The 21,518-nt window shown below is 62.3% G+C and carries 17 protein-coding genes; 10 read left to right on the forward strand and 7 right to left on the reverse strand.

What is annotated here, in order from left to right; genetic code table 11:
- The first annotated feature begins 23 nt into the window (after nucleotides 1–23).
- Nucleotides 24–245: a hypothetical protein gene (locus H4281_RS05145; protein WP_182889719.1), complete on the forward strand. Its 222-nt coding sequence runs from the start codon at nucleotides 24–26 to the stop codon at nucleotides 243–245.
- Nucleotides 246–509: 264 nt separating this feature from the next.
- Here the strand turns inward: H4281_RS05145 and H4281_RS05150 are convergent, their stop codons facing one another.
- A complete protein-coding gene (locus tag H4281_RS05150) occupies nucleotides 510–2,612 on the reverse strand; it encodes an AIPR family protein (RefSeq protein ID WP_182889720.1) in 2,103 nt (700 codons plus the stop codon).
- 539 nt (nucleotides 2,613–3,151) lie between these two features.
- On the opposite strand from H4281_RS05150, the gene H4281_RS05155 reads away from it, so the two are divergent.
- From H4281_RS05155 to H4281_RS05170, 4 genes are read left to right on the forward strand one after another with little or no spacing between them, the layout of a single operon-like run.
- Nucleotides 3,152–4,948, forward strand: a complete 1,797-nt coding sequence (locus H4281_RS05155) for a restriction endonuclease subunit S (RefSeq protein ID WP_182889721.1) — start codon at nucleotides 3,152–3,154, stop codon at nucleotides 4,946–4,948.
- Nucleotides 4,935–6,563: an AAA family ATPase gene (locus H4281_RS05160; protein WP_182889722.1), complete on the forward strand. Its 1,629-nt coding sequence runs from the start codon at nucleotides 4,935–4,937 to the stop codon at nucleotides 6,561–6,563. Before H4281_RS05155 ends, H4281_RS05160 begins: the two co-directional genes overlap by 14 nt.
- Nucleotides 6,560–7,417 carry an HNH endonuclease family protein gene (locus H4281_RS05165; RefSeq protein WP_182889723.1) on the forward strand — a complete coding sequence of 286 codons (858 nt, stop codon included), beginning with the start codon at nucleotides 6,560–6,562 and terminating at the stop codon, nucleotides 7,415–7,417. The genes H4281_RS05160 and H4281_RS05165 overlap by 4 nt, the downstream gene beginning before the upstream one ends.
- Nucleotides 7,417–8,892: a class I SAM-dependent DNA methyltransferase gene (locus H4281_RS05170; RefSeq protein WP_182889724.1), complete on the forward strand. Its 1,476-nt coding sequence runs from the start codon at nucleotides 7,417–7,419 to the stop codon at nucleotides 8,890–8,892. The genes H4281_RS05165 and H4281_RS05170 overlap by 1 nt, the downstream gene beginning before the upstream one ends.
- Nucleotides 8,893–8,978: 86 nt before the next feature.
- On the opposite strand, the gene H4281_RS05175 is transcribed toward H4281_RS05170, so the two are convergent.
- The 3 genes from H4281_RS05175 to H4281_RS05185 all read right to left on the reverse strand — a co-directional run bounded on the left by H4281_RS05175 (nucleotide 8,979) and on the right by H4281_RS05185 (nucleotide 11,995).
- Nucleotides 8,979–10,439 (reverse strand): restriction endonuclease, encoded by a 1,461-nt coding sequence (locus H4281_RS05175; RefSeq protein WP_182889725.1) that lies wholly within the window; start codon nucleotides 10,437–10,439, stop codon nucleotides 8,979–8,981.
- 248 nt (nucleotides 10,440–10,687) lie between these two features.
- Entirely contained in the window at nucleotides 10,688–11,122 is a 435-nt protein-coding gene (locus tag H4281_RS05180) for a helix-turn-helix domain containing protein (protein ID WP_312872056.1), read from the reverse strand.
- Between the two features lie 576 nt (nucleotides 11,123–11,698).
- Entirely contained in the window at nucleotides 11,699–11,995 is a 297-nt protein-coding gene (locus H4281_RS05185) for a hypothetical protein (RefSeq protein WP_182889726.1), read from the reverse strand.
- Between the two features lie 808 nt (nucleotides 11,996–12,803).
- Between H4281_RS05185 and H4281_RS05190 the strand changes: the two genes are divergently transcribed.
- From H4281_RS05190 to H4281_RS46515, 4 genes are all read left to right on the forward strand, one after another.
- The gene (locus H4281_RS05190; RefSeq protein ID WP_182889727.1) at nucleotides 12,804–13,277 is read left to right on the forward strand and encodes a hypothetical protein; all 474 of its coding nucleotides are present in this window, start codon (nucleotides 12,804–12,806) and stop codon (nucleotides 13,275–13,277) included.
- 123 nt (nucleotides 13,278–13,400) lie between these two features.
- The gene (locus tag H4281_RS05195) at nucleotides 13,401–13,661 is read left to right on the forward strand and encodes an acyl carrier protein (RefSeq protein ID WP_182889728.1); all 261 of its coding nucleotides are present in this window, start codon (nucleotides 13,401–13,403) and stop codon (nucleotides 13,659–13,661) included.
- Between the two features lie 71 nt (nucleotides 13,662–13,732).
- The gene (locus H4281_RS05200; RefSeq protein ID WP_182889729.1) at nucleotides 13,733–13,891 is read left to right on the forward strand and encodes a hypothetical protein; all 159 of its coding nucleotides are present in this window, start codon (nucleotides 13,733–13,735) and stop codon (nucleotides 13,889–13,891) included.
- The gene (locus tag H4281_RS46515) at nucleotides 13,878–16,892 is read left to right on the forward strand and encodes a non-ribosomal peptide synthetase (RefSeq protein ID WP_182889730.1); all 3,015 of its coding nucleotides are present in this window, start codon (nucleotides 13,878–13,880) and stop codon (nucleotides 16,890–16,892) included. Before H4281_RS05200 ends, H4281_RS46515 begins: the two co-directional genes overlap by 14 nt.
- A gap of 126 nt (nucleotides 16,893–17,018) precedes the next feature.
- On the opposite strand, the gene H4281_RS05210 is transcribed toward H4281_RS46515, so the two are convergent.
- Complete coding sequence (locus H4281_RS05210; protein ID WP_182889731.1) at nucleotides 17,019–18,779, reverse strand: chitinase; 1,761 nt, start codon at nucleotides 18,777–18,779, stop codon at nucleotides 17,019–17,021.
- Nucleotides 18,780–18,873: 94 nt separating this feature from the next.
- Nucleotides 18,874–19,425 carry a hypothetical protein gene (locus H4281_RS45470; protein WP_246411442.1) on the reverse strand — a complete coding sequence of 184 codons (552 nt, stop codon included), beginning with the start codon at nucleotides 19,423–19,425 and terminating at the stop codon, nucleotides 18,874–18,876.
- A 224-nt stretch (nucleotides 19,426–19,649) separates the two neighbouring features.
- On the opposite strand from H4281_RS45470, the gene H4281_RS05220 reads away from it, so the two are divergent.
- Nucleotides 19,650–20,606: a LysR family transcriptional regulator gene (locus H4281_RS05220; RefSeq protein ID WP_182889732.1), complete on the forward strand. Its 957-nt coding sequence runs from the start codon at nucleotides 19,650–19,652 to the stop codon at nucleotides 20,604–20,606.
- Here the strand turns inward: H4281_RS05220 and H4281_RS05225 are convergent.
- Nucleotides 20,603–21,490 carry a carbohydrate-binding protein gene (locus H4281_RS05225; RefSeq protein ID WP_182889733.1) on the reverse strand — a complete coding sequence of 296 codons (888 nt, stop codon included), beginning with the start codon at nucleotides 21,488–21,490 and terminating at the stop codon, nucleotides 20,603–20,605. The two genes, H4281_RS05220 and H4281_RS05225, sit on opposite strands and share 4 nt — an antisense overlap.
- Nucleotides 21,491–21,518: the final 28 nt, after the last annotated feature.

Consider the following 21,518-nt stretch of genomic DNA (forward strand, 5'->3'; position numbering starts at 1 on the left):
CAGAGCCTACGGAAGCGGTGCTCGTGACCCCGTCGACCGAGGTGCCACCCGGATCGAACACCGAGCAGCGCGCTGCTGAGCTGCTGATGATCACTTGGGTCGCGAACGAGCTCGGCATTGCGCTGCGCCCGCAGCCGATCGAGACCTCGACCGGTGCCAGAGTCGAGGTCGATGACGTTGATGACGGCCGCACGGTGCTCGTCGAGGCATGGGCACACCAGGGTCCGCCGAAAGCAGCTCAATGACACAAAGTCCTGGCCGATGCCTTCAAACTCAGCTGGATCGCGTCGACGCTGCCCGTACGGCCGCGGTTGATCTTGTGTTTTTCGGACGAGGCCGCTGCCAAGCCTTTTCGGACCGGCCGATCATGGGCTGCCGCTGCGTTACGAGACCAGCACTTCGAGGTGCTGGTCGCCGAGTTGCCTGACGCCACTCGTGCCGGGATTGTCCAGACCCAGCTCCGTCAGCACCGAGAAGATGTCTTCGCGATAAGGCGGCTCAAATAAGGTCTAGGCGTCGCCAGGTACCGACTCCTCCTCCACAACGAGATCTTGCTCTGCCCGAATGGAGTCAGCTAGATCGATTAGTGATCCCTCGTCGGGAACGTACCAGTAGAGTGTGCCCTGCACGGGTTGTTCCATGCCGTACGCCATGGTACGCATTTTGCGCACCAGTCCGGTTGGTGAATACCACTTCTTGTCTGCCTGCCACTGCAACTGCGCGCGGTCATTATTGCGCCAAACCGCCCGGCCGCGCGCCGCGTCTTCGTCTAGCCAGCCCGCCATCTCGCGGCGATCTGTCCGCGTGACCGGCCGGAATTCCAAAACTGTTCCGTCGGAAATACGCTCTGCAGTCAACAGGGTTTTGACTGTCTCGATCTGACGCACACGCGGCGCACGTTCCTGGCGCTCGGTTGCGCTCGATGGGTCAGCCGACATGCCAGTAACCGCGCTACGTACCACTCGCCGTATGCGTTCAGTGTTGCGGACCGCTGCGATAATGTGGCTCTTTGGGCCAAACTCTCGGTTTATCGACTGAAGCGACCATTTTATGGCGTCTGCCACAAGTGTCGGCACTTGGGCGAGTTGCTTGTCCCACGTCCCGTCGGGATCTTCGATATCAGTGTTGTCGAGTTGCTGATAGACGACATGTGCAATGAGCAAGTCGCCGTATCCCGCCATAGCGGCTGGCCGCGATACCGATGAGTCGCGCAGTTTGGCAAGTTCGTTGCGAACGACGCGTAGCAACTGGACGCTTCTCCAGACGTGATGGACGTTCGGTGTCGCGCCAAACAGCTCTTGGTACGCCTCATCTTGCCACAAGGCGGAGGGATCACGCTTGGCTAACGCCGCGTACTCAGGTTTTTCGTGAGTTGCTGCCAAAGCTTCTGCTGCCTCAGTAATGGAGCAGCCGTGCTCTGGGTCCGGCACTTGTTCCCCGCGTCGGATCACGTAGCTCAAACCTAGGGCAAGAGCGAACTCGTCTCGAAGCGTTATTTGGGCGTTGTCCAACGATTTGAAGTCGCGATCTTCGATCGGGTTTTGCGTATTTGTATTGGTAGTGACCTGATCTCCAAACCCGGGAGGGCAATTCTCCAGGGATATTAACCTCACTAGAACGCGGCCGTGCTGCGCTTGATCGGGGTTCTCGCTAAAAGCCCTGTGGATGGCACTGACGGTCTGCGCGCCGTTTACGACACTCGCGCCCGTGAGGGCAAAGTCGCCTACGCCTCCCGGAAGACTTCTGCCAATGGGCTGAATGGATTCGCATAGCACTGTAATACCGTTGCTGAAATACCAGAAATGTTCCGGTTGGTCAAGCAACGTGTTCCTGATTTTCACGTTTACGTCAGTTAGGTCCAGTGCATCGCGGATGTTTCGAGCAAATAATCCGCGCCGATGCTCGGCAAATAAATCGGCGATTGCAGGGGCAGTCATTGTCCCGTAAAAAGCTCGGGCAGGGCTGATCTCTTGGCCAAATCCTTGAAGTTGCACACGTGTATCGATCTTCGGGGCGGCCGCATCGCCAAGAAGCGCTCTGTGGAAATCCCGGAGATCTAGTATCTTATAGTCTACCATCTCCTCGACCTGGTTAAAGCGCTTAATCTTTTCCTTGAGTAGCTGCACTATGTCAGGGTGCAATGGGTCGACGCGCATTAACGCCAAGACGAGCGTGATCCTGGGGCTGGCGTTGTCAAGCGCCTCTTCGAGCTGGGGAATGTGGGGCCTGAATCGGTTGTTGAACTTTTCGAAGTTCAAGTCAACGATGTAGTTGAGGCCGTCGATCATCCGGTTGACCTCGTCCATGCCAAACGTGCCCTTGAGGCCGTCGCTCCACTTCGCTTGGATGAGCCAGATGTGTGGCTGTGGCGAGGGTGGATCCACCGCGACCGCGTCGACGCCACAATCGTCTCGGCCATCGACAACCGACTGGGCCGCGGTGACGTCCGTGCACGGGCTCACCATCTGACGAGCCAGAGCGGCAAGACCTCTGCTGAGGAATGCCTGGTGGCGCGCTTCCGGCGAAGGGTTCGTCTGGTCCGACACATCGATGAGGTCTGAGAAGCGGCCCTTGATCGTCTTCGCTACAAACCTAACGTGCGGTTTGCTCATGCACTGCTCCCCTCGTTGCCATCGCCGCCAGCAACTCTAACCATGCAAGTTCCAACGCTGGAGGCGTCGACAGGGTGGAGTTGCTCGCCGGCCCTAACCGCGGGGGCGAGTCGGCACTCCGGCCCACCCACGTCGGTCTTCTGACCCGTCGGCCGCAGTCTCCGCTCGAACAGCTGAGTCGCATCGGGCCTGGTCAGAGGCCGCTGGGTTACGAGACGCGCTGATTGGCCCTCGCACTGGTCAGCTTGGGTAGGTATTTCGGGGATGTCGTCGCTCGTCCAGTTCAACACTCGCAAGATCGTGTTATCGACAACCTGCAGTGCTTCGAGCGCGATAGCCGACGGTGACCACCACTGATCGGGAACGTCAAGGACACGTGACCGAGACACTACGTTATGTAGCCAGATGAGGGCGACCAGCCTACATGCTCGCAGTCACTGCTGCATGTAGGCTACAAACCGGCGTGTGCCCGCGTATCGAGGGCGCTCGCTGCGTGATGTGCACTAACGACGTGTGACGAAGGGGCAGGGAGCCGGCAGGTGGGCCAGCATGACGAGGATAACCTTCCTGCCGGATGGATCCTGACCGAGGTTGGTGCGGTCGGCGATGTGCGCTTAGGGCGTCAACGATCGCCTGACAAACACACCGGGCGATACTCAACCAAGTACGTGCGCGCGGCAAACATTACGCCGGCTGGCCTGGACATCTCTGACCTGTCAGAGATGGACTTCACGCCTGACGAGCGGTTGGTGTACTCGCTCCGGGTTGGCGACATACTCCTTACCGAGGCGTCTGGCAGTTCAGCACAAGTCGGGCGCGCGGCGATATGGCAGGGCCAAGTGCCGAACTGTTGCTATCAGAACACAGTTATTCGGTTCAGACCACGAGCAGTCCTGCCCGAGTACGCACTGATCGTATTTCAGCACTACGCTGCGTCAGGCGTCTTTGCTCGCACAGCTCGTGGTGTCGGGATCCAGCATCTCGGTGCGAAGCGCCTCGCCATGCTGGACTTCCGGCTGCCACCCCTAGCTGAACAACGCCGCATCGTCAAAGAAGCCGCAAGGCGGCTTGAGGAACTTACGTCAGCTCGGAAGCTTCTCGAAGATACGCTCGAACTTACGCGCGAACAAAATGAACAAATTATTGCCGCTGCTGTCGCTGGTGAACTGGTCGAGCATGAGTATGAGATCGCCAAGCGTGAGAATCGCGAGTTTGAATCAGCTGACATGCTGATGTCGCAGATCAGCGATGACCTCGGGTCAAGTCAGCTCACTTTCGCAGAAGGCACGGACGACAGCCAGGAGCGGGGCGTGGAGCCTGAGGCAGTGGCTTCCGTGCCTCCGGGCTGGACCGCCGTGGAAATAGGCCAGACGGGACAGGTATTGCTTGGAAAGGCTAGGAACCCACGTGAAAGTGGTGGACCTAACTTGCGTCCATATCTTCGCGTCGCTAACGTGCAAGAAAACCGCATCGACACGTCAGATGTTTTTGAGATGCCTTTCTCGCCGACTGAATACAAGAGGTTTGCACTTCGCGACGGGGACGTCCTGCTGAACGAAGGCCAAAGTCCGGAGCTTGTCGGTCGGCCAGCGATATACCGGGACGAAGTGCCCGGGTGTTGCTTCCAGAACTCGCTTATCCGGTTTCGGCCGCACTGGCTCGTTCTATCCGAATATGCACTGCTCGTGTTTCGGCACTACCTGCATTCAGGTGTGTTCCGAGCGTCGTCTCGTTGGACGACCAATATCGCGCACCTATCAGTAAAACGCTTCGCCGCGATCCCGATGCCGGTACCGCCGCATGCAGAACAACGTCGCATCGTAGATGATGCGGCTCGGAGGCTCGAGAATTCTGCCGCTCAAGAGCAGGGTATCCGCACAGCGCTCGATAGTTTGAGTGGCATGGAGGCTGAGTTGTTCGCCTCTGCAACGGCGGGTCTTCTCGCAGACCAGGATCCCAAGGACGAGTCGGCTGACGTTCTACTGGCTAAACACGCTGGCGACTCGCCGATCGACCCAAGCGAATTTAGTACGGTAGACCTCAGTGAATCGAGTGAACTGATGGCGCAAGTCGATGATAATGAACAGCGATCGATCGAGCGCGCTACCCGCGGCATGCACCGTCGTGGACGCTTGGCTGATGTCTTGCACGAGGCTGGCGGCTCACTCGAGTTACGTGAACTGTTGCGGAAAGCCGGCTTTGAGCCCGATTCTACTCAGGATGTTGAAGAATTCTACGTCGCGCTAAGGGCTGAACTTGATGTCACGCTGCGAAGCGTGACTGGTCGCACAGCTGAGAACGCTGTCCTGGAGGTTCTTGAAGATGCGACTAGTTAGAGTTGCGATTGATGAATTCAAGAACCTCCGGGATTTGCATGTCAACTTTGACCAAGAGTCTCCTTATACCGTCTTGGTGGGGGAGAATGGTGCTGGAAAATCTAATCTCATCGAAGCGCTGACACTCATATTTCGCAACCTCGATCTGGATGCGCCAGCTCCGTTCGGGTACGAGATTGAATACTATTGCCGTGGGAATCGGCTGTGGATCACCGCTGCAGCTGACGCCTCTCCGACCTTCCGCGTCAAGGACGAAGAGGCGCTTATTTCGGCCTACACGGATTTGACGAAGAAGCGGTTTATGGCCGTTGATGAATCCGGCAAACCTCTCTATAGGCCGGCCTTCGTTTTTGGCTATTACTCCGGCCCCAGCGACCGCCTTGCTTCGCTGTATGAGAAGCATAAAGAGCGATTTTACAACTGGATCATCAAGCCGCCCGAACGGCGACCTAAGAACATCAAAGATCCGAACGAATTGCGGAGGCTCTTCTATGCGCAGACTCTGCATGGGCAGTTCGTTCTCCTAGCCTTCTTTATGGAGGCGGCTGCGTCTGGCGACGACGAAGACCGCGCCTTCTTGCGTGAACACTTGCAGATCGATGGTCTTGACAGCGTGCTATTCGTCATGAATGAGCCTGAATGGCGTCGTAAGAACGGGGGGGACGAACGATTCTGGCATGCTGAAGGCGAGGTGAGCCAGTTCTTAGACCGGCTCTATTCGGCCGCAACGTTGCCTATGCGCATGGAGCGACGCGTTCCGCAGGAGTTTACGCGGACTGCTCGGGTTGAGAGCCTTTACCTATTCCTTCGAGATGCCTCTGCACTCGAACAGGTTTACCGAACATATGATTCGCAATATGAGTTCTTCACCGCCCTGGAGAGCACTCATCTCTCCAAGCTCTTAGGAGAGGTTCGGACAAGGGTCCGTATGACTCCTGCGGGGGGTGGAGGAGAGGTTACATACCGCGATTTGAGTGAAGGGGAGCAGCAACTCCTGCTCTTGCTGGGCTTGCTCAAGTTTACTGCTCGAGACGAAGCCCTTTTCTTGCTCGATGAACCTGATACGCACCTGAACCCCATCTGGAGCACGCAGTATCTCACATTCTTGGACCGCTTTATTCGTATGCGTGAGCGTGAAGAGAGCTGCCATATTGTCATGTCGTCTCATGATCCGCTGGTCTTCGCTGGCCTTAAACGCGAACAGGTCAGCATTTTGCGGCGCGGACATGATGGTCGAGCTATAGTTGATGTTCCCGACGAAGATCCGCAGGGAATGGGCGTGGCGGCGATTCTCACCAGCGACTTATTTCGGCTGCGTTCCACTCTCGATTCGCAGACGCAGGCTGACCTTGACCGGCAGCGAAGGTTGGCGGTCAAGGAAAAGACGCCGGAGGAAGAAGATGAGCTCCGGCAATTGAATGAGTTCCTGCATGGGAAGGGGCTCACGCAGGCAACTCGGGACCCTTTATATCAGCTATTTGTTCGTGCGTGGACGGAACGAGAAGATCCCGCGTGGAGTGAGGCTGTAGAGTTTACGCCGGAGCAGCTTCGTGCTCGTGACCAGCTCGCACGTGAACTAATCGCGGAGCTTCGTAGCGAGGGGGTCGAAGAGTGAGGTTTATTGACCAGGAAGAGCTGAAGCCGAAGATTCGGGACCTGATCCCGCCTCTAAAGGAAGCTCAGGCCGAAGTTAACAAGGAGACAGACCCAGAGTTGCGTGCCGCTCTTATTAAACGGTATCGTCCCCGCTGGGTTGCCCTTCGAAAGGCCTTTGACGAGTTTTCGTACGGAAAGTGCTGGTATACAGAGTCGAAGAACCCTGGATCCGATGACGATATTGACCATTTTCGCCCCAAGGGCAGGGTCGCAGAGGACGACGAGCATGAGGGGTACTACTGGCTGGCATTCGACTGGACCAACCTTCGACTGAGTTGTCACCGCGCGAATCGACCTCGAGTCAATCCGGATACGGGAGAATCCAGCGGCAAGGCTGATCATTTCCCTCTTATCGACCCAACGAAGCGTGCATATGTTGAAACCGATGAAATTCGCCTGGAACAACCGACCTTACTTGATCCGACAAACGTTATCGACGTTGCGATGCTGAGCTTCGATACGTCCGGGGACGCTACTCTGGCACCAATTTTTAAAGGCGACCCTACTGCGGAAAAACGTCTCGATGATAGTATGCGGTATTTACACCTGAACTGGCCAAAGTTTCGCGAAGATCGTCTCAACGTTTACCATAACGTAGAACGGCTTGTAGACAGAGGCAGTAGCCTTGCTCCGCAGCCGAGTCGGATGTACCTGAGTTCGGTAGCTGGTGAATTCAGGACTGTTATACGTGACCTGGTAGAACTGGCAAAGCCCAGAAGTTCGTACTCAAGTGCCGCTTGTGCGTATATCGAGACTTTTAGCCACGAGTGGTGGATCAAAGATATCGTTCTGAAGCTCCTAAAGGTGGTGTGATGGCTAAAGGTAGGGCTGAGTCCGTTACGAGTTCGTCGGCACTGGTCCGGCGACTGTGGCAATACTGTAACGTCCTTCGCGATGATGGGCTGTCGTACCCCGATTATGTAGAGCAACTTACGTACTTGCTCTTCTTGAAGATGGCGGACGAGCAAGGTGATGGCGCGGTACCGTCGAATCTCGGTTGGGAAACGTTTGTCGACTTGGATGCCCCGTCGATGCATGAACGATACTCGAAGGTGTTGTCGGAGCTTGGGAAGTATCCAGGCACTCTGGGGCTTATCTTTCGAAATGCGAAGAATAAGATCCAGGATCCCGCCAAGTTGCGGCTCCTTGTGGCGGATCTAATCGGCGCATTCGACTGGAACGGGATTTCGGCTGACCTCAAGGGAGATGCCTATGAGGGGCTCTTGGAGAAAAATGCGAGAGACACGAAGAGTGGTGCAGGTCAGTACTTCACGCCGCGCCCTCTGATTGAAGCCATCGTCGAGTGTGTTAACCCGGTCGTTGGTGAGGTGGTCAGCGATCCCGCCTGTGGCACCGCTGGGTTCCTTTTGGCTGCGCATGACTATATGTCGTCCAGTAAGAAGACACTGACGAAAGCGGAGCGAGACCACCTTCGTGCTAAGTCAGTTCGTGGGGTTGAGCTTGTCGAAGAGGTGGCTCGGCTGGCGACGATGAACCTTCTGCTGCACGGCGTGTCGGCGGATTCGGACGACGATCTGCCAATCAGTCGCGCTGACAGTTTGGCGACTCCGCCCGCCCAGCAAGTTGACGTCGTGCTCACGAATCCGCCGTTCGGTGTCAAGGGCAGTGTTACCTACTCAAAGGACGGTAAGACTCGACGTACTGCCGATGACCTTACGGCTCGTAGGCCCGATTTTTGGGTTGCGACGGCCAACAAGCAGTTGAACTTCGTTCAGCATGTAGTTTCGTTGCTGAAGCCGGGTGGGCGTGCGGCATTGGTTTTGCCGGACAACGTGCTGTATGAGGCTGGGGCAGGCGCTGCGATTCGACGTCGACTTCTGGAAACCTGCAATGTTCATACACTATTGCGACTGCCGACGGGTCTCTTCTACGCGGCCGGTGTCAAGGCGAACGTGATCTTCTTCGATCAGGCTCCTCCGGTAGAGAAGAACGGGGAGGAGATACTCGTTTATGACCTTCGTTCGGACAACAGGTTCTCCCTAAAAGCAAACCCACTGAAGCGCGCGGACCTCGAAGAGTTCGTTCAAGAATATCGTCGACATTCAAAAGTCAAGAAGTCAACTCGGACGGCAACGGAAAGTCCGCGGTGGCGTAAGTTTAGCCGCGAAGCAATTCTGGAGTCACCGGATTGTAGTCTCGATTTGAGCTGGTCTGTGACGGCGTCGAACGGTGAGCCGGCACTGGCACGTTTGGAGGCGATATCTGATCGGATTGCGGACCAATTGGAGACAGCGCTCGGTCACGTGCGCGCCGCGGCTGGCCGGTAGTCGTCGGCCTGAAGCATTGCGGAACGTAACTCGAACGCGGCGGCTGGACAGGCGCGGCCGCCGCGTTCGTCTGTGTGGGCGGCCAGTTACTGAGCTGAAGTTCGGCGGGGCGGCCTAGCCGCATCGCGTGCTGCATCGTCCTGATGGTTCCAGTTCGCGATGGGCCGACAAACTAGAGCTCCCGACGTTCGTGCGCTCTCGAAGCCTTGGAACTCGTAGGTGTAACGACTGAGGTCGTCGAGTTTGTGGTGCTCGGCGAGATCGCAGATCAGGTGCTGACTGTCCTGTATCAGCTCGAGGCCGACGGGTAGCTCGGCAGTGCGCTTGCTCGCGGGCGTGGCGTAGAACGGGTTGGTGATGACGATGCCTGTGACCCATTCGGTCGGTGCGTCGGACAAGAGACGCTCGGGCCCGATCAGGTAGGCGAGTGCCTGCACGTCTTTGACGGTAATGTGAGGTGCGCGGCTTCGTGCAACAGATCGCTCAGTACGTGGTCGGAAGTACAAGCTCTCGTGAGCGCCGATCGAGCGGCAGAGCTGCAGCAGCGGCGCAGTGTCAAGCGGCAGGCCTTCCAGCTGGAATGAGAGTGTGACTGCCGTCGCCTGGCGGATTCGGTGGGATGCCAGGTTCGCCGTGAGCGTGTAGAAGCCGCCGTCACAGCGATCGAGATAACAGATCTCCTCGCTGTGGTGGGCATCAGGTGTGTCGGCGCGCTGTTGCCATAGAGTCAACTGGTTCGCGAACGCAGCACAGCCGAGGCCGTGCCAGTTTCGATTCGCTTGCTGCATACTCCAGCGCGCGTCTGGAGTTGCCCACCCCATGGCCGCGAGCTTGTCTACGAGATCGAGGAGGTCAGATTGGCTGAGTATTGTTGGCGATACGTCGAGGGTGACGCCGTTGCCGGAAGCTGGCACCCAGTCGATGTCGGGGAGCTTGTGAGCGAAGACAAACTGGCCAAACTGGCCTACGCATTCGATCACCTGGCTTCGCACACTGTCAGGCCACATGAACTGACCTTCAGCCTTCGGCAGCTCGAAGCGACGACGTACAGCTGAGCGCTTCTTGAAGGGCTCATCGAGCAGAACTGTACCATCGGTGAGTAGCGCGTCCTTCTTGCGCCACAGCAGCTTCGTTAGCGACTCGAGTCCGCTGGAAATGAGCCGGAGCTCGTCGCCGGAGATCAGAAAAATAGGTTGGTGTCGGTGATGTTCGACATCCGATAGAACTGAGCCGGCGAACCCTGGAAAGCTCAGCAGGATACCGACTACATCGCTGTTGGTCCGCCCCAGCCGCGAGCGCAGACTGTCGAGATCGTTAATGTCGGCTCGGCCGCTGCGCCACTTGCACTCGATCAAGAAGGTTTCCGTGTCCCTGGTCGCGAGGACGTCAGTCTGTCGCGGCCGTGCCACGCCCGAGTTCAGGGTGACCTTGAAGTGAGATTGGCGGAACACTTCGGCGACGAAGTCTTCAAGCTCTCGGCCTCGAGTAGCCGGGCTCTGGAGTCGGCTGATCGCATCCAACCGTACGTCGAGATCGGTTCCTGTCACGTTAGTATCTTGACCGCCGACACCTTCACCATTGCGGAGGCGCTCCGGACGGAGGCAAGAGCTCTGACCGTTGGTCCGCGGCGTCCCACCCGGGACCGGCTACAGAATTCGGGTCAGTTGATGGTGGCGACGCTGCAGCCATCGGGCGAGTGTCGCTCTGGCGGAGGTTCCTCTCGGAGAGCCTTTCGGGTTTCGATGAGAACACCGCCAAAGATCTGGTGTCGCCGTCGGGCCGACCATGGCAGGAATCAGCGCTCCCTTCCGTGACGGTCTCGGGTGCGTACCCCGCGCTCGAACAGTCGGGTGCGCACGGTGTTCGCGGTCGTACCAAGTTTGTTGGCGATCCGGGCCAGTGACTGCCCTGATACGTAGAGTTGCACCGCTTTGTCGACTTGCTCGGCGGTTAGCCGTCCTCGGATCTGCACGCCGGTGCGGTGCAGGATGCTGCTCACGGTCTTCCGGCTGATCTTGAAACGCTCGGCCAGGTCATACACGGTGCTGCCAGCTTGGTAGGCCGCGGTGAGCTCGCTGATTTGCTCGTCGCTCAGCTGCTTAGCGCGTCGCGGCTTACGCCGTTTGGGTGTTGCTGCAGGTTGCGTGCCTGCTGCAGGTAGCCGCTTGGCCAGTGCTTCCAGCTTCCTGACCTGCACGTTTGTGTTGTAGTGGGATCCCGGCAGGTCCACAGCAAGTAAAAAGGCCCTCCCCGGATACCGGGGAGGGCCTTTTTCGTGCCTGCACAGCTGCAGAAGTACCGCAGCGGCTCATCGGAGGCTTGTCTTCCGTCTTCTTGACCGTCGCCCGCGTTTGCTCGGCGAGACCTCCGCGTAGATCTCCGTGCAACGCGCGGGTGGACGTCGGAGCGCGAACGTCGGTCTTAGCGCGGCGGGCAGTCCGAGGCGAAGGGAGTTGCGCGGCTCGACAGGAGTGCCGAGCTGGGCGGTGAGCGGCAGGTTGCTGTCTGTCCGGGCGTTGGCGTTCTCGCGGTCCCGGTCCTGCGCTTTATGCGCAGCTTCAGCGCCGCTGCCACGACAGGCCGGCCGAGTACTTCACCTTCGCGCATGGCCATGATCACGACGAGGACGCAGGTCGTTTGAGCGCGCTCCGCAGGCAGTCCCGGATGTCCTTGATGGTCCTCGTCGGCGGTGCTTGCTCGCAGCACTGGCCTGGTCCACTGTGGACAGTTTGTTCGCCTGCTGCTGTGCCTCAAGAAGCTGAAGGCGAGCAATGCGCTCTTCCGCTAAGAGAAGTTGACGTGCGTCTTAGGCGTACGGCTCGGCGACGGGCCCTTTCTTCTCTTCCTGATGCAGTTTCAGCCGCGTGTCGTGGGCTTCTTCGAAAAGTGAAGCAGTGCGGGTCATGCGAACCCAGTTCAGGGGAGCGGCTAAAATTTGGGCAAGAAAGTCTTCGGCTTGGCGGAGCCAGGGATCAAGGAATTTGGCTCCGACGGCCAGTTCGGCAAGCTGCATGGCTCTGGTCGGCGTTGCCGTGCACCACAAGGATCGATCACGACACGCAGTATTTCCCACGCGTTCCGCCAGTCCGGCCTGCTGCAACACGTTCTCCGTGGCGCAGTCGCGGGGTCGTCGATGACCGGATCGGCCGGATGCGGCGGGTCGAGCACTCCCAGTCGCTGCCCGGCCAGTACTTCTGGGCCAGGTCCGGAGTGCTCTCTGTCGACAACCTGCTGGCTGAGGCGGACTGGCGGGAACTCACGTCTCGGATGGGACGGCCGCGTTGGGCGTGGCGGCTGCGGCGGGTCTTCGTGCGCTGGAGGGTGGCTCGGTCCGGGCGGATGCTGTCGACTACGTCGTGCACTGCTGTCAGGGACCGCCAGGCTGGACGGCGACCGGCTATCTGATGCGCAACCATCAGTCTCCCGGGCTTTGTCCGGGCGACCAGGAATGCCGCGCGTTGCCCAGGAATCGGGGATGGTCGCGAACGAGTCGTACGATGCTGTGGTAATTGTCCGAAAAGTTCTTAGTGTCCTTTTCTATATCGATCGCGCGATAGTCGGGTTGCGGGAGTGGTGGCGATCGTGGCCCTGGAGCGTACGTGAATGCGCGAACTGCGGTCGAATTCGATTGCCGCGTTCAACTTTTTCATTTCCAGCAGTTGTACACGTGAACTTGATGGCATCGTGATCGCCCTGACATCCTGCCACGGCCGTTCGGCATGAGCCGGCGGGATGCCCGTGCGGACGCGAAGGATTCCCATGAGCGATCAGGATCTGCTGCCATCACACGCGCGACGCTACTGCCTGGATCCAGTGACGATGCCGTGGGGAACCGATGCGCGGCTAATGACGACCGGTGCTGACGGGGTGCCCGCCGCGAGTCTCGCAGCGGAGGGCGACGACCTGTCCACGTGGAGATCCGAAGTTTTCTGCCGCCCTATTTCACCGCTGGGCAGATCCACAAGTTGCGGCCGATGATCGGCGTACTGGTCGGCCAGCAATTGAAAGTGCTGGAACCCGGCGGAAACCCGGCGGATCTCGTCGAGGCGTTCGCGGGCCCGTTACCGCTGCGCACCGGCTGTGTCGCGCGTGGTATTCCGCCCGAAGCGGAGGCCGATCTTGACGAGGTCACAGCCCACGAGCCAGGCACACATCGCTGCCTTGATCGTCCTTGGCGCGCTGGCGCTGTTCGACAACTGGGAGCAACTGCCCGCCATCCTCGACGAGGTGACGATCGCGGGCTCAGCAGCCGTGCCAGGAGAACGAACGTCTGCGGGCTGCCGCTTCGGCAACAACATCGCGGGCCAACGACAACTCGACAGTCGTGGTTTGCCTGCCATGCCACCGAAACTCGCGATACCGGGCCTGGACCAAGCCGTGCGTGACGACCGCGGTGCGGTTGTGATCGGTGCGATCGACTGGTCCTGGTTCGCGGAGTCGGTTCAGACCGCTCGGCCGACCAACCTCATGGACCGAATCCTCGAAGCGACCACTGCCGCCTCAACCGCATGCGTGCGCGAGCCGCCTTCTCGGATGACGCGCTCCGCGAGCAACCTGGCGGGCTCAGCGTCCGAGAACGGACACGGCGCCGGTCCGACCTGGTTCGCACGAAGATCGCGGATCTGCTCGGCTATCGCGACCGGGCCGAACTGGATCTGACTCGGAGTTTCCGGGAGATCGGCTTCGACTCGGTGCAGGCGGTCGAACTCACCGCCGCCACCGACGCCGAGCGCATCCAGTTCATCAGCGACCAATTCGGCATCACCTGAGGAGCGCGCATGGAAGACGGTCGGTGGATCCGCGGTTTCGGTCCTGCCTCTCACCGCACCGTCCGGCTGGTGTGCTTTCCGCTTCGCTCGACGACGCGCACACGTCCGGGCACTTCGCCATGACCGGCTACCCCGGTGGGCACTTCTGCCTGGACCGGCCCGCACGGCAGCTCAACGAATCCATCATCGAAACGAGCACCATGGAAGGAGCGTCTCGTGGCCGTCAGTGAGGTGTTCACCAGGCCGATATCGCCATTGGAATGGATGCGGCTGGCCAGTCCACCGGACTCGATGGCCATCCAGATCGTCGTCGAAGGCGCTGGTTCCCTGGATGTCGAACGGCTCCGGCACGCGGTGGCGGTGGCGGGCGATGCCTGTCCAGGCGCACGCCTCGTGCGTCGCGGGCGCCGGTGGGTCGACTCCGGTATCGCTCCGGAAGTCCGGGTCGTGGCAGGCCACGCGGCAGACGTGCCGGACCTGATCAACTCGCCGGCGCTGGCCCGCCCGCTCCGGGGCGACCGGGGACGGCCCATGACCGAGGTCGTGCTGTTCCCCGGGCCAACGCCGACGATGGTGTTCCGTACGCATCACGCACTCATGGACGGTCGAGGCGCACTCACCTGGGTGGCCGAGGTGTTCGCGGCGCTACGTGGCGAGCAGGGCCGGCCCGCGGTGGATGCAGTGACCGAAGCCGACCTGCTGGCGCAGGCCGGTGTGGAGCCCCAACCTCCCGCTCGCCGCTTCGTCGATGTGGTCCTCGAAAGTCGCGCGGCGGCAAGCCGGAGGACAGGGGTCCGCCTGCGGCGCAGCGTCACCGGGAACCATCCGGCGCTGGTCGCCAAGATCACCGAAGCACTGGTCCGGCAGCACGACGCCGACGAGCTGATCTGCCTGATTCCGGTCGACCTGCGTCGCCACCGGCCGCAGGCCAGGCTGACCGCGAATCTGTCCGGCGGACTCACCCTGCCGATCAGTGCGTCGATGACCTGGCAGCAGATCCACCAGCGTCTGCTGCTCGCCCTGAGCCGCAACGAGGAACTCGCCAGCTTGCCGACGTCGAAGGCGGCCGCGTCGATCCTGCGCCTGCCCCTGGGACTGCACCGGGCGACCGGCCAACTGGCCGACGCGACGCTGAGCCGGCGAGGTCAGGCGCCGTGGCACTTCGCGATCACCCATCTCGGCCAAGTCGAACTGGCCGAGTTCAGCACGGCGGACTTTCAGGCGCGGACCGTGTACTCCGCGCCGTGGCGCGGTCTGCTGGTGCCACCGACGATCAGCATCATCGAGTGCGACCGACACACCGAGATCGTGCTGAGCATGGACGACGATCCGGCGCTGACCGCCCGGGGCGAGCAGTTGCTGGACGGCATCGTCGACAGATTGGCACCACCGGAAAGTCGTCTGTCCGGTGGCACGCCGGACCCGCGATACGAGCAGGGCACACTGGTCAGCCTGTTCCGCGCGGCCGTCGCCGCCCACCCTGACTCGATCGCGCTGTCCACCGACGACTCCGAGGTCACGTTTGCCGAACTCGACCTGCGGGTGACCGCGGTGGCGGCCGAGCTGCGCCGGCGCGGCGTCCGGACTGGCGACGTCGTCGGCGTCTTAGCCGGTCGTTCGATCGCCGCGATCGCGGCGATCTTCGGCATTCTCAGGGCCGGTGCGGCGTTCCTGCCGTTGGACACCGAACATCCCGATGCGCGCCTGGCCAGTGTGCTCACGGCCGCGGCGGCGCGGGTGTGTGTGGTGGAGCGGGCACATGCCGGCCGGCCCGCGGTCCCGGCGGGTTGTGCGGCTCTCGTGCTGGAGGACCTGCCCACCACGACTGAGGAGACCGTCGAGATCGCGGTCGCCCCTGAAGATCTCGCGGCGGTGTTCTACACGTCCGGTTCGACCGGCAGGCCGAAGGGTGTCGAACTCGAGCACCGCAACCTGGCCGGCTATGCGGGCTGGGCCATCGAGGCACTCGGAATCGACGCGGACTGCTGTTTCGCCATGTTCAGCTCCCTCGCCTATGTGGGGCCGTACACCGCGGTGTTCCTGCCGTTGTTCGCCGGTGGCCGGATCGAGCTCGCGACCGGCGAACCGAATCACGTGACCCTGCGCCGGCTGCTGCGCGAGCGCGGGGTGAACTGCCTCAAGGTGACACCGTCACACCTCGAACTGATCAACAGGCTCGACGTGCGGGCCGAGGGCATCCGCTTGGTGGTGTTCGGGGGCGAGCGCTTGCGCAGTTCGGTGGCAGCGCGGGCCCAGGAGATCTTCGGGCCGGAATGCCGGATCTTCAACGCCGACGGTCTCACCGAAATGAGCGGCGGCTGCACGTTGCATCGGTATGACCCCGACCTCGACGACCCCGCGCGTTCGGTGCCGATCGGCCGTCCGGTGCGGGGGACCGTCATAACGCTGCACGACCCCAACGGTGTCGCGGTGCCCGAAGGCGAGGTCGGCGAGATGTACTTCGCGGGCATACAGCTGTGCCGGGGCTACCACGATCGCCCGGAGCTGAACAAGGAACGCTTCGTCCAACTCGCCGACGGAACCCGCGCCTACCGCAGTGGCGATCTGGCCCGGATGCTGCCCGGCGGCGAACTGGAGCACATGGGACGCATCGACGACCAGATCAAGATCCTCGGCCACCGGATCGAGCCCACCGAAGTGGCAGGCGCGCTGGAAAAGCATGACGCGGTGGTTCAGGCGCTGGTCGTGCCGCACACCCGGGACACCGGGCACGAACAAACGACGCTGTGCGGCTATGTCGTGCTGTCCCGGCCAGTGCCGTCCGCGGAATTGATCGCGCATGCCGCGTCCCTGTTGCCACGGCACCTGGTCCCGTCGGTGGTGCTCACGATGGCGGAGTTTCCCCGCATCGCCAACGGAAAGATCGACGTCAAGGCATTGCCCGACCCCTATCCGGCGAGGGCCGACGCCGAGCGCCAGACCGAGCCGCTCGACGACATCGCGACCCAGGTCGCCCGGATCTGGGCCGACACCCTCGGGATCGGCATCGCCGAGGTGATCCGTCAGGGGGACTTCAACCTGCTTGGCGGTGACTCGATCTCGCTGCTGGCCATGCTCGCGTCGGTGTCCCGCGAGCTGGTGCGCGACGCGGGCACGGATTTCGTCGGCGCCAGCGAGAAAGTGATCGGCAACCCGACGCTGGACCAGGTCGTCGAAATGGTCCACGAACTCAACGGTCCAACGCGGTCTGCTGAGCACCGGGCTGGCTGATGCCGTCCGGCAGGCTGATCGGAGGGCACGAGTCCGAACAAGGCGAAGCGAGGGCGACCGTTGCCGTCAAGGCGAACACCGAGGGGTTGCCGCCAGGTCCCCGTACGTGGCTGACGTACGGCTTCCTCAGCCGAGTCCGTCCAAGAACGGTCGATGAGCCTTCTGGAACTCCCATTTGTAGTACCGATCCCAGTTCACCGACCAGGTCATCAATCCTCGCAGCGCGGGTGACGGTCCGCCGCGCAGGGTGTAGGACCCGCAGCCGGTTCCGTGGGCCAGGCAGGTTACGGCGGTTTGGACTTCGGTCGGGGAGACGTAGCCGTTGCCTGCGCTGACGGCCGCGGGCAGGCCGACGGCGATTTGGTCCTCGCGGAGGCCGGGGAAGGTCTGGCCGGTGTTCGCGACCTTGAAACCGGACTTCAGCATGTCGGTCATCGCGATCAGGAAGTCCGCGCCGCCCATGGTGTGGTACTGGTTGTCCAATCCCATGACTGGGCCGGAGTTGTAGTCCTGGACGTGCAGCACCGTGAGGTCGTCGCGCATGGCGTAGATGACCGGCAGGTAGGCCCCGGTTCGGCTGTCGCCGCCGCCCGCGCCGCCGTAGAACTGGTAGCCCACCTGGACGAAGAAGGTTTCGGGGGCCATCGTCAGGACGAATTTGGCTCCGTAGCGGGCTTTCAAGGTCTTCAGCGCGGCGATCAAGTTGACGATCACCGGCGTGGTCGGGTTGTGGAAGTCCGTGTCGCCCGAGTTCAGAGACAGGGACTGGCTTTCGAAGTCGACGTCCAGGCCGTCCAAGCCGTACTTGTCGATGATCGCCGAGACCGAGTTGACGAAGTTGTCGCGGGCGGCGGTGGTCGTGAGCTGGACTTCGCCGTTCTGGCCGCCGATCGAGATCAGGACCTTCTTGCCTTGCGCCTGCTTCGCGCGGATCGCGGCGATGAAGTCCGCGTCGCTTTCCACGCCGGGGCATTCGGTCGCGGAGCAGCGGTTGAAGCGGACGTCGCCGGAGGTCACCGAGGTTGGTTCGGCGAAGGCCAGGTCGATGATGTCCCACGCGTTCGGGACGTCGGCGAGCTTCAGGTACCCCGAGCCGTTCGCGAAGCTTGCGTGGACGTAGCCGATCAGTGCGTGTTTCGGCAGGCCGGCGCTGGTGCAACCGCTGGTGGTCGCGGAAACCGCGGGGGTGTGGGCGGATTCGGCCTTGTCGTTGTACGCGGTGACCGAGTAGCTGTGCGAGGTGCAGGCGGTCAGGCCGGAAAGCGTCGTGGACGTTCCGGGCACGGTGGCGCGCAGGGCGTTGTCTTCGTAGACGCGGTAGCCGGTGACGGTGCCCGCGGCTGCGCCCCAGCTCAACGCGATCGACGTGTCGGAGACGGTGCCGACGGTCGGGGTTCCCGGGACGCCGGGTCCGCCGGGGGTGTCGCCGCCGGGACCGTCGAGGACTACGTCGTCGGCGTAGTACGTGCTGGCGCCGTACCAGCCGTGCAGGTACAGCTCAGCGGACGTCTGGTTCGCGGAGGTGGTGAAGGACAGCGAAAGCTGGCTGTACGCGGAGGCGTTGGTCCAAGTGGACGAGCCGCCGGTGACGCCGAGGTAGACCGGCGCGCCTTGCACCCAGGCGGAAACCGAGTAGGTCGTGCTGGGGCGCACGGACACGGTTTGAGTGCATTGGCCCTGGTCGGAAGCGCCTGGCGTAACGGCCAGCGCGTAGGTTCCCGAGTGCACCGGCGTCTTCACCGCGGTGCCTGCCGGGCAGGTCCAGCCGGATGTCGAACCGGCTTCGAAACCGGGGTTGGCGAGCAGGTTCGCCGCCTGCGCCGGCCCGCCGACGACAAGTCCGGCTGCGGCGAGCAGGAGCACGACGAGGAAACGAGCACGCTTCATTGCGGTTCCTCCGGTCCGATGCGACCCCCTGGCTAGCTATTGTCTAGACCACTTGCGAAGTTGTCCAGACCTATTGGACCGACGAAAGTCGGGATCAGGCGTTGAGGTCGAAGCCCTGCACGTACCAGGCTCCCTCGTGCTTCTGAACCTTGAAGGCGAGGCTGAACGAACTCGTGTTGCCGGTGGATCCGATGAGTTCGAGGCTGCGCAGGGTGCGGCCGTCGAGCTTGACCGCGGTGTCGGGCACGGTGACCTGGTCTCCGGACGTGCTGACCTCGTCCACGGTGACTTTCCCCTGCGGCGGCAAGGTGACGCCGGGCTTGGCCCAGGCGTCGTGCAGCGACTCGGCGCTCTTGCGCGCCGCGGGGCTCTTGCACAGCGTCTTGGCGTCTTTGCCGGGCGGCAGCACCGGAGCGCTGGACAGGCAGGCTTTCTCGTAGTGCTTCTGCAGGATCTGGGTGACCCAGCGTTCGACCGCGGTCTGATAGGCCGGGGCACCGGACGCGGGCTCCGCTTCGGACGGCTTGGGGGCGGTGCTCGGTGCCGGGGCCGCCGGTCCGGGCGTACCGGCCACGTCGGTCGAGCCGCACGCCGCGAGGCTCAACAGGATCGCTGGCACCAGGGCGGCGCGTGTCCTTGCCGTCACGGAAAATCCCCTTCGCTGTGCTGGATTACGGGACCAGAGCGTCGGGCCTGGGTGGTGGAGAGGTCAACTAAATCGGTCGAGGGGTGCCTCATCGGACACCGGTACTGACCTGCGTGTCCGGCGGCGGTGGCGCCTTCGCGGTCGAGTACCGACTCGCGTCGGTGATTCCCCACGATCTACGGCGTTACAGTGACCAGGCGAGAGGGGCGGCGGCCGGAGGAGTCATGGAGCTGGAACTGCGCCACCTGCGTGCGCTCGTGGCCATCGCCGACGCGCACAGTCTCGTTCGCGCGGCCAAGGCGTTGCACGTGTCTCAACCGGCGTTGTCCGGGTTGCTGCGGCGCGTCGAACGGTCGGTCGGCGGGAGTTTGTTCGCACGCTCGCCGACGGGATGTGTGCCGACGCCGCTCGGGGAGGACGTCGTCGCGGACGCGCGCGCGGTGCTGGCGGGGATGTCGGCGCTGACCGAGCGGGCGGGCGCGCGGCGGGAGCCGGCTGGGGCGATGCGTCTAGGCGGGTACAGCGGGTTTTTGCATCTCGCGTTGGCGAGGTGGTTGCGGGATCAGCCGTGGTGTCCCGCGGTCCGAGTGCACGAAGAGCAGGACGAGGCACGGACGTTGGCGGCGCTCGCGGACGGGGAACTGGATCTCGCGCTGGTTTATCTTGCGCCGCTTCCGGATCGGATCGTTCCGGACGGCGTCGAGAGTGTCGTCGTGCAGGCGCGGGAGCCGGTTTTCGTGATTCTCGCGGAAGATCATCCGCTGGCTTCCAGCGGGGAGATACCGCTGGCGGAGCTGGCCGCGTATCCCTGGGCGGACGATCCGCCGTGGACGACGCGGTGGTCGGTGTACTTGCAGGAGGTCTGCCGGCAGCGCGGGGTCGTGCTCGATCAGCCGCATCGGCCGCAGTGCCTGGCTACGCTGCTGGATTTGGTCCGCGAGGGCATGGCGGTCGCGCCGGCGTTGGCGACTCGGGAGGATCGCCACGGCGGGATCGTGGTGCGGGCGATCGAGGACGCGCCGCTGTGGCAGGAGCTGCGGTTGTGCTACCGGCCGGGCACGGCGGTCGCGGACCGGGCAGGCGAGATATCCCGGAAGGTGACCCGGGATTACGCCGACCGGCAGGGGTGCAGTGCCGCGTTCGACCGCTGGTGGCACGCACTCCTGCCGGCCGGGGCCTAGACGGTGACGCGCCAGTTGCTGTTCGGCGTCGGCACCTCGAACTGCAGCGACGAGCAGCTGTAGTCACTGGGGTTCGGGTTGGCGGTCGGCTGCAGCGGCGAGTTCGACTCCGTCGCGGGCGTCCACTGGCCGCCGATGCGCAGTTGCAGCTGGCTGGATTCGAACACCTTGCCCTTGGCGTCCGAGCAGTAGTACGCCTGGCCGGTCGACGGGTCGACGGTCGAGTACAGCTCGAAGATGTCCCAGCCCTCGTTGAGAGTGCTCTGGTCGCTCCCGCTTTGCGAGAACAGGTCGTCCCACTTGCCGGTCTTCACGTTGTAGAGCGAGGCGGTCCAGCGGTTGCTGCCCGCGTCGGTCTGGACCTCTTGCACGGTGAACGCCGGGTGTCCATCCACTGTGGACGTGTAGTTGCCGAGGAACGAGCTGTCCAGCGGGACGACCTTCGCCGGTCCGATCGTCCCGCACCAGTCCCAGGCCCAGACCTGACCGCCCTGGTCGAGTCCGTACGCGGTGACGACCTCGATGCAGGAATGGCCGGTCGGCTTGACCGTCGGGGCGTAGACGACGTCCGCGCTGTTGGAGAGGCGGAGGTCGGGAACGACACTGTGCGTGACGAGAATTCCGTCCGCGCCGCTGGACAACTGCGGTTCAGGGCCCCAGAAGGTGTGCTGCTGCGCGTCGATCCGCGGCTTGACGGAGCGGCCGGCTTTTTCGCGGCGCAACTGGAGGAACTTGTCCGCGGCGGTCCCGGCGGCGGCTTTCGCGGCGGCCCCGGTCAGCCCGGGCACCACCCCGCTGTCCGGAGCCGCGGAGACCGGCGGGCTGCCGGCGACGACGGCCGCGGCCGCCAGGGCGGAAGTGAGCAGGGCAAAGAGTTTCCGCATCGATGCATCTCCTCGTCGTGGGCGAAGG

The sequence above is a fragment of the Amycolatopsis dendrobii genome (genome assembly GCF_014145675.1).
GTDB lineage: Bacteria > Actinomycetota > Actinomycetes > Mycobacteriales > Pseudonocardiaceae > Amycolatopsis > Amycolatopsis dendrobii.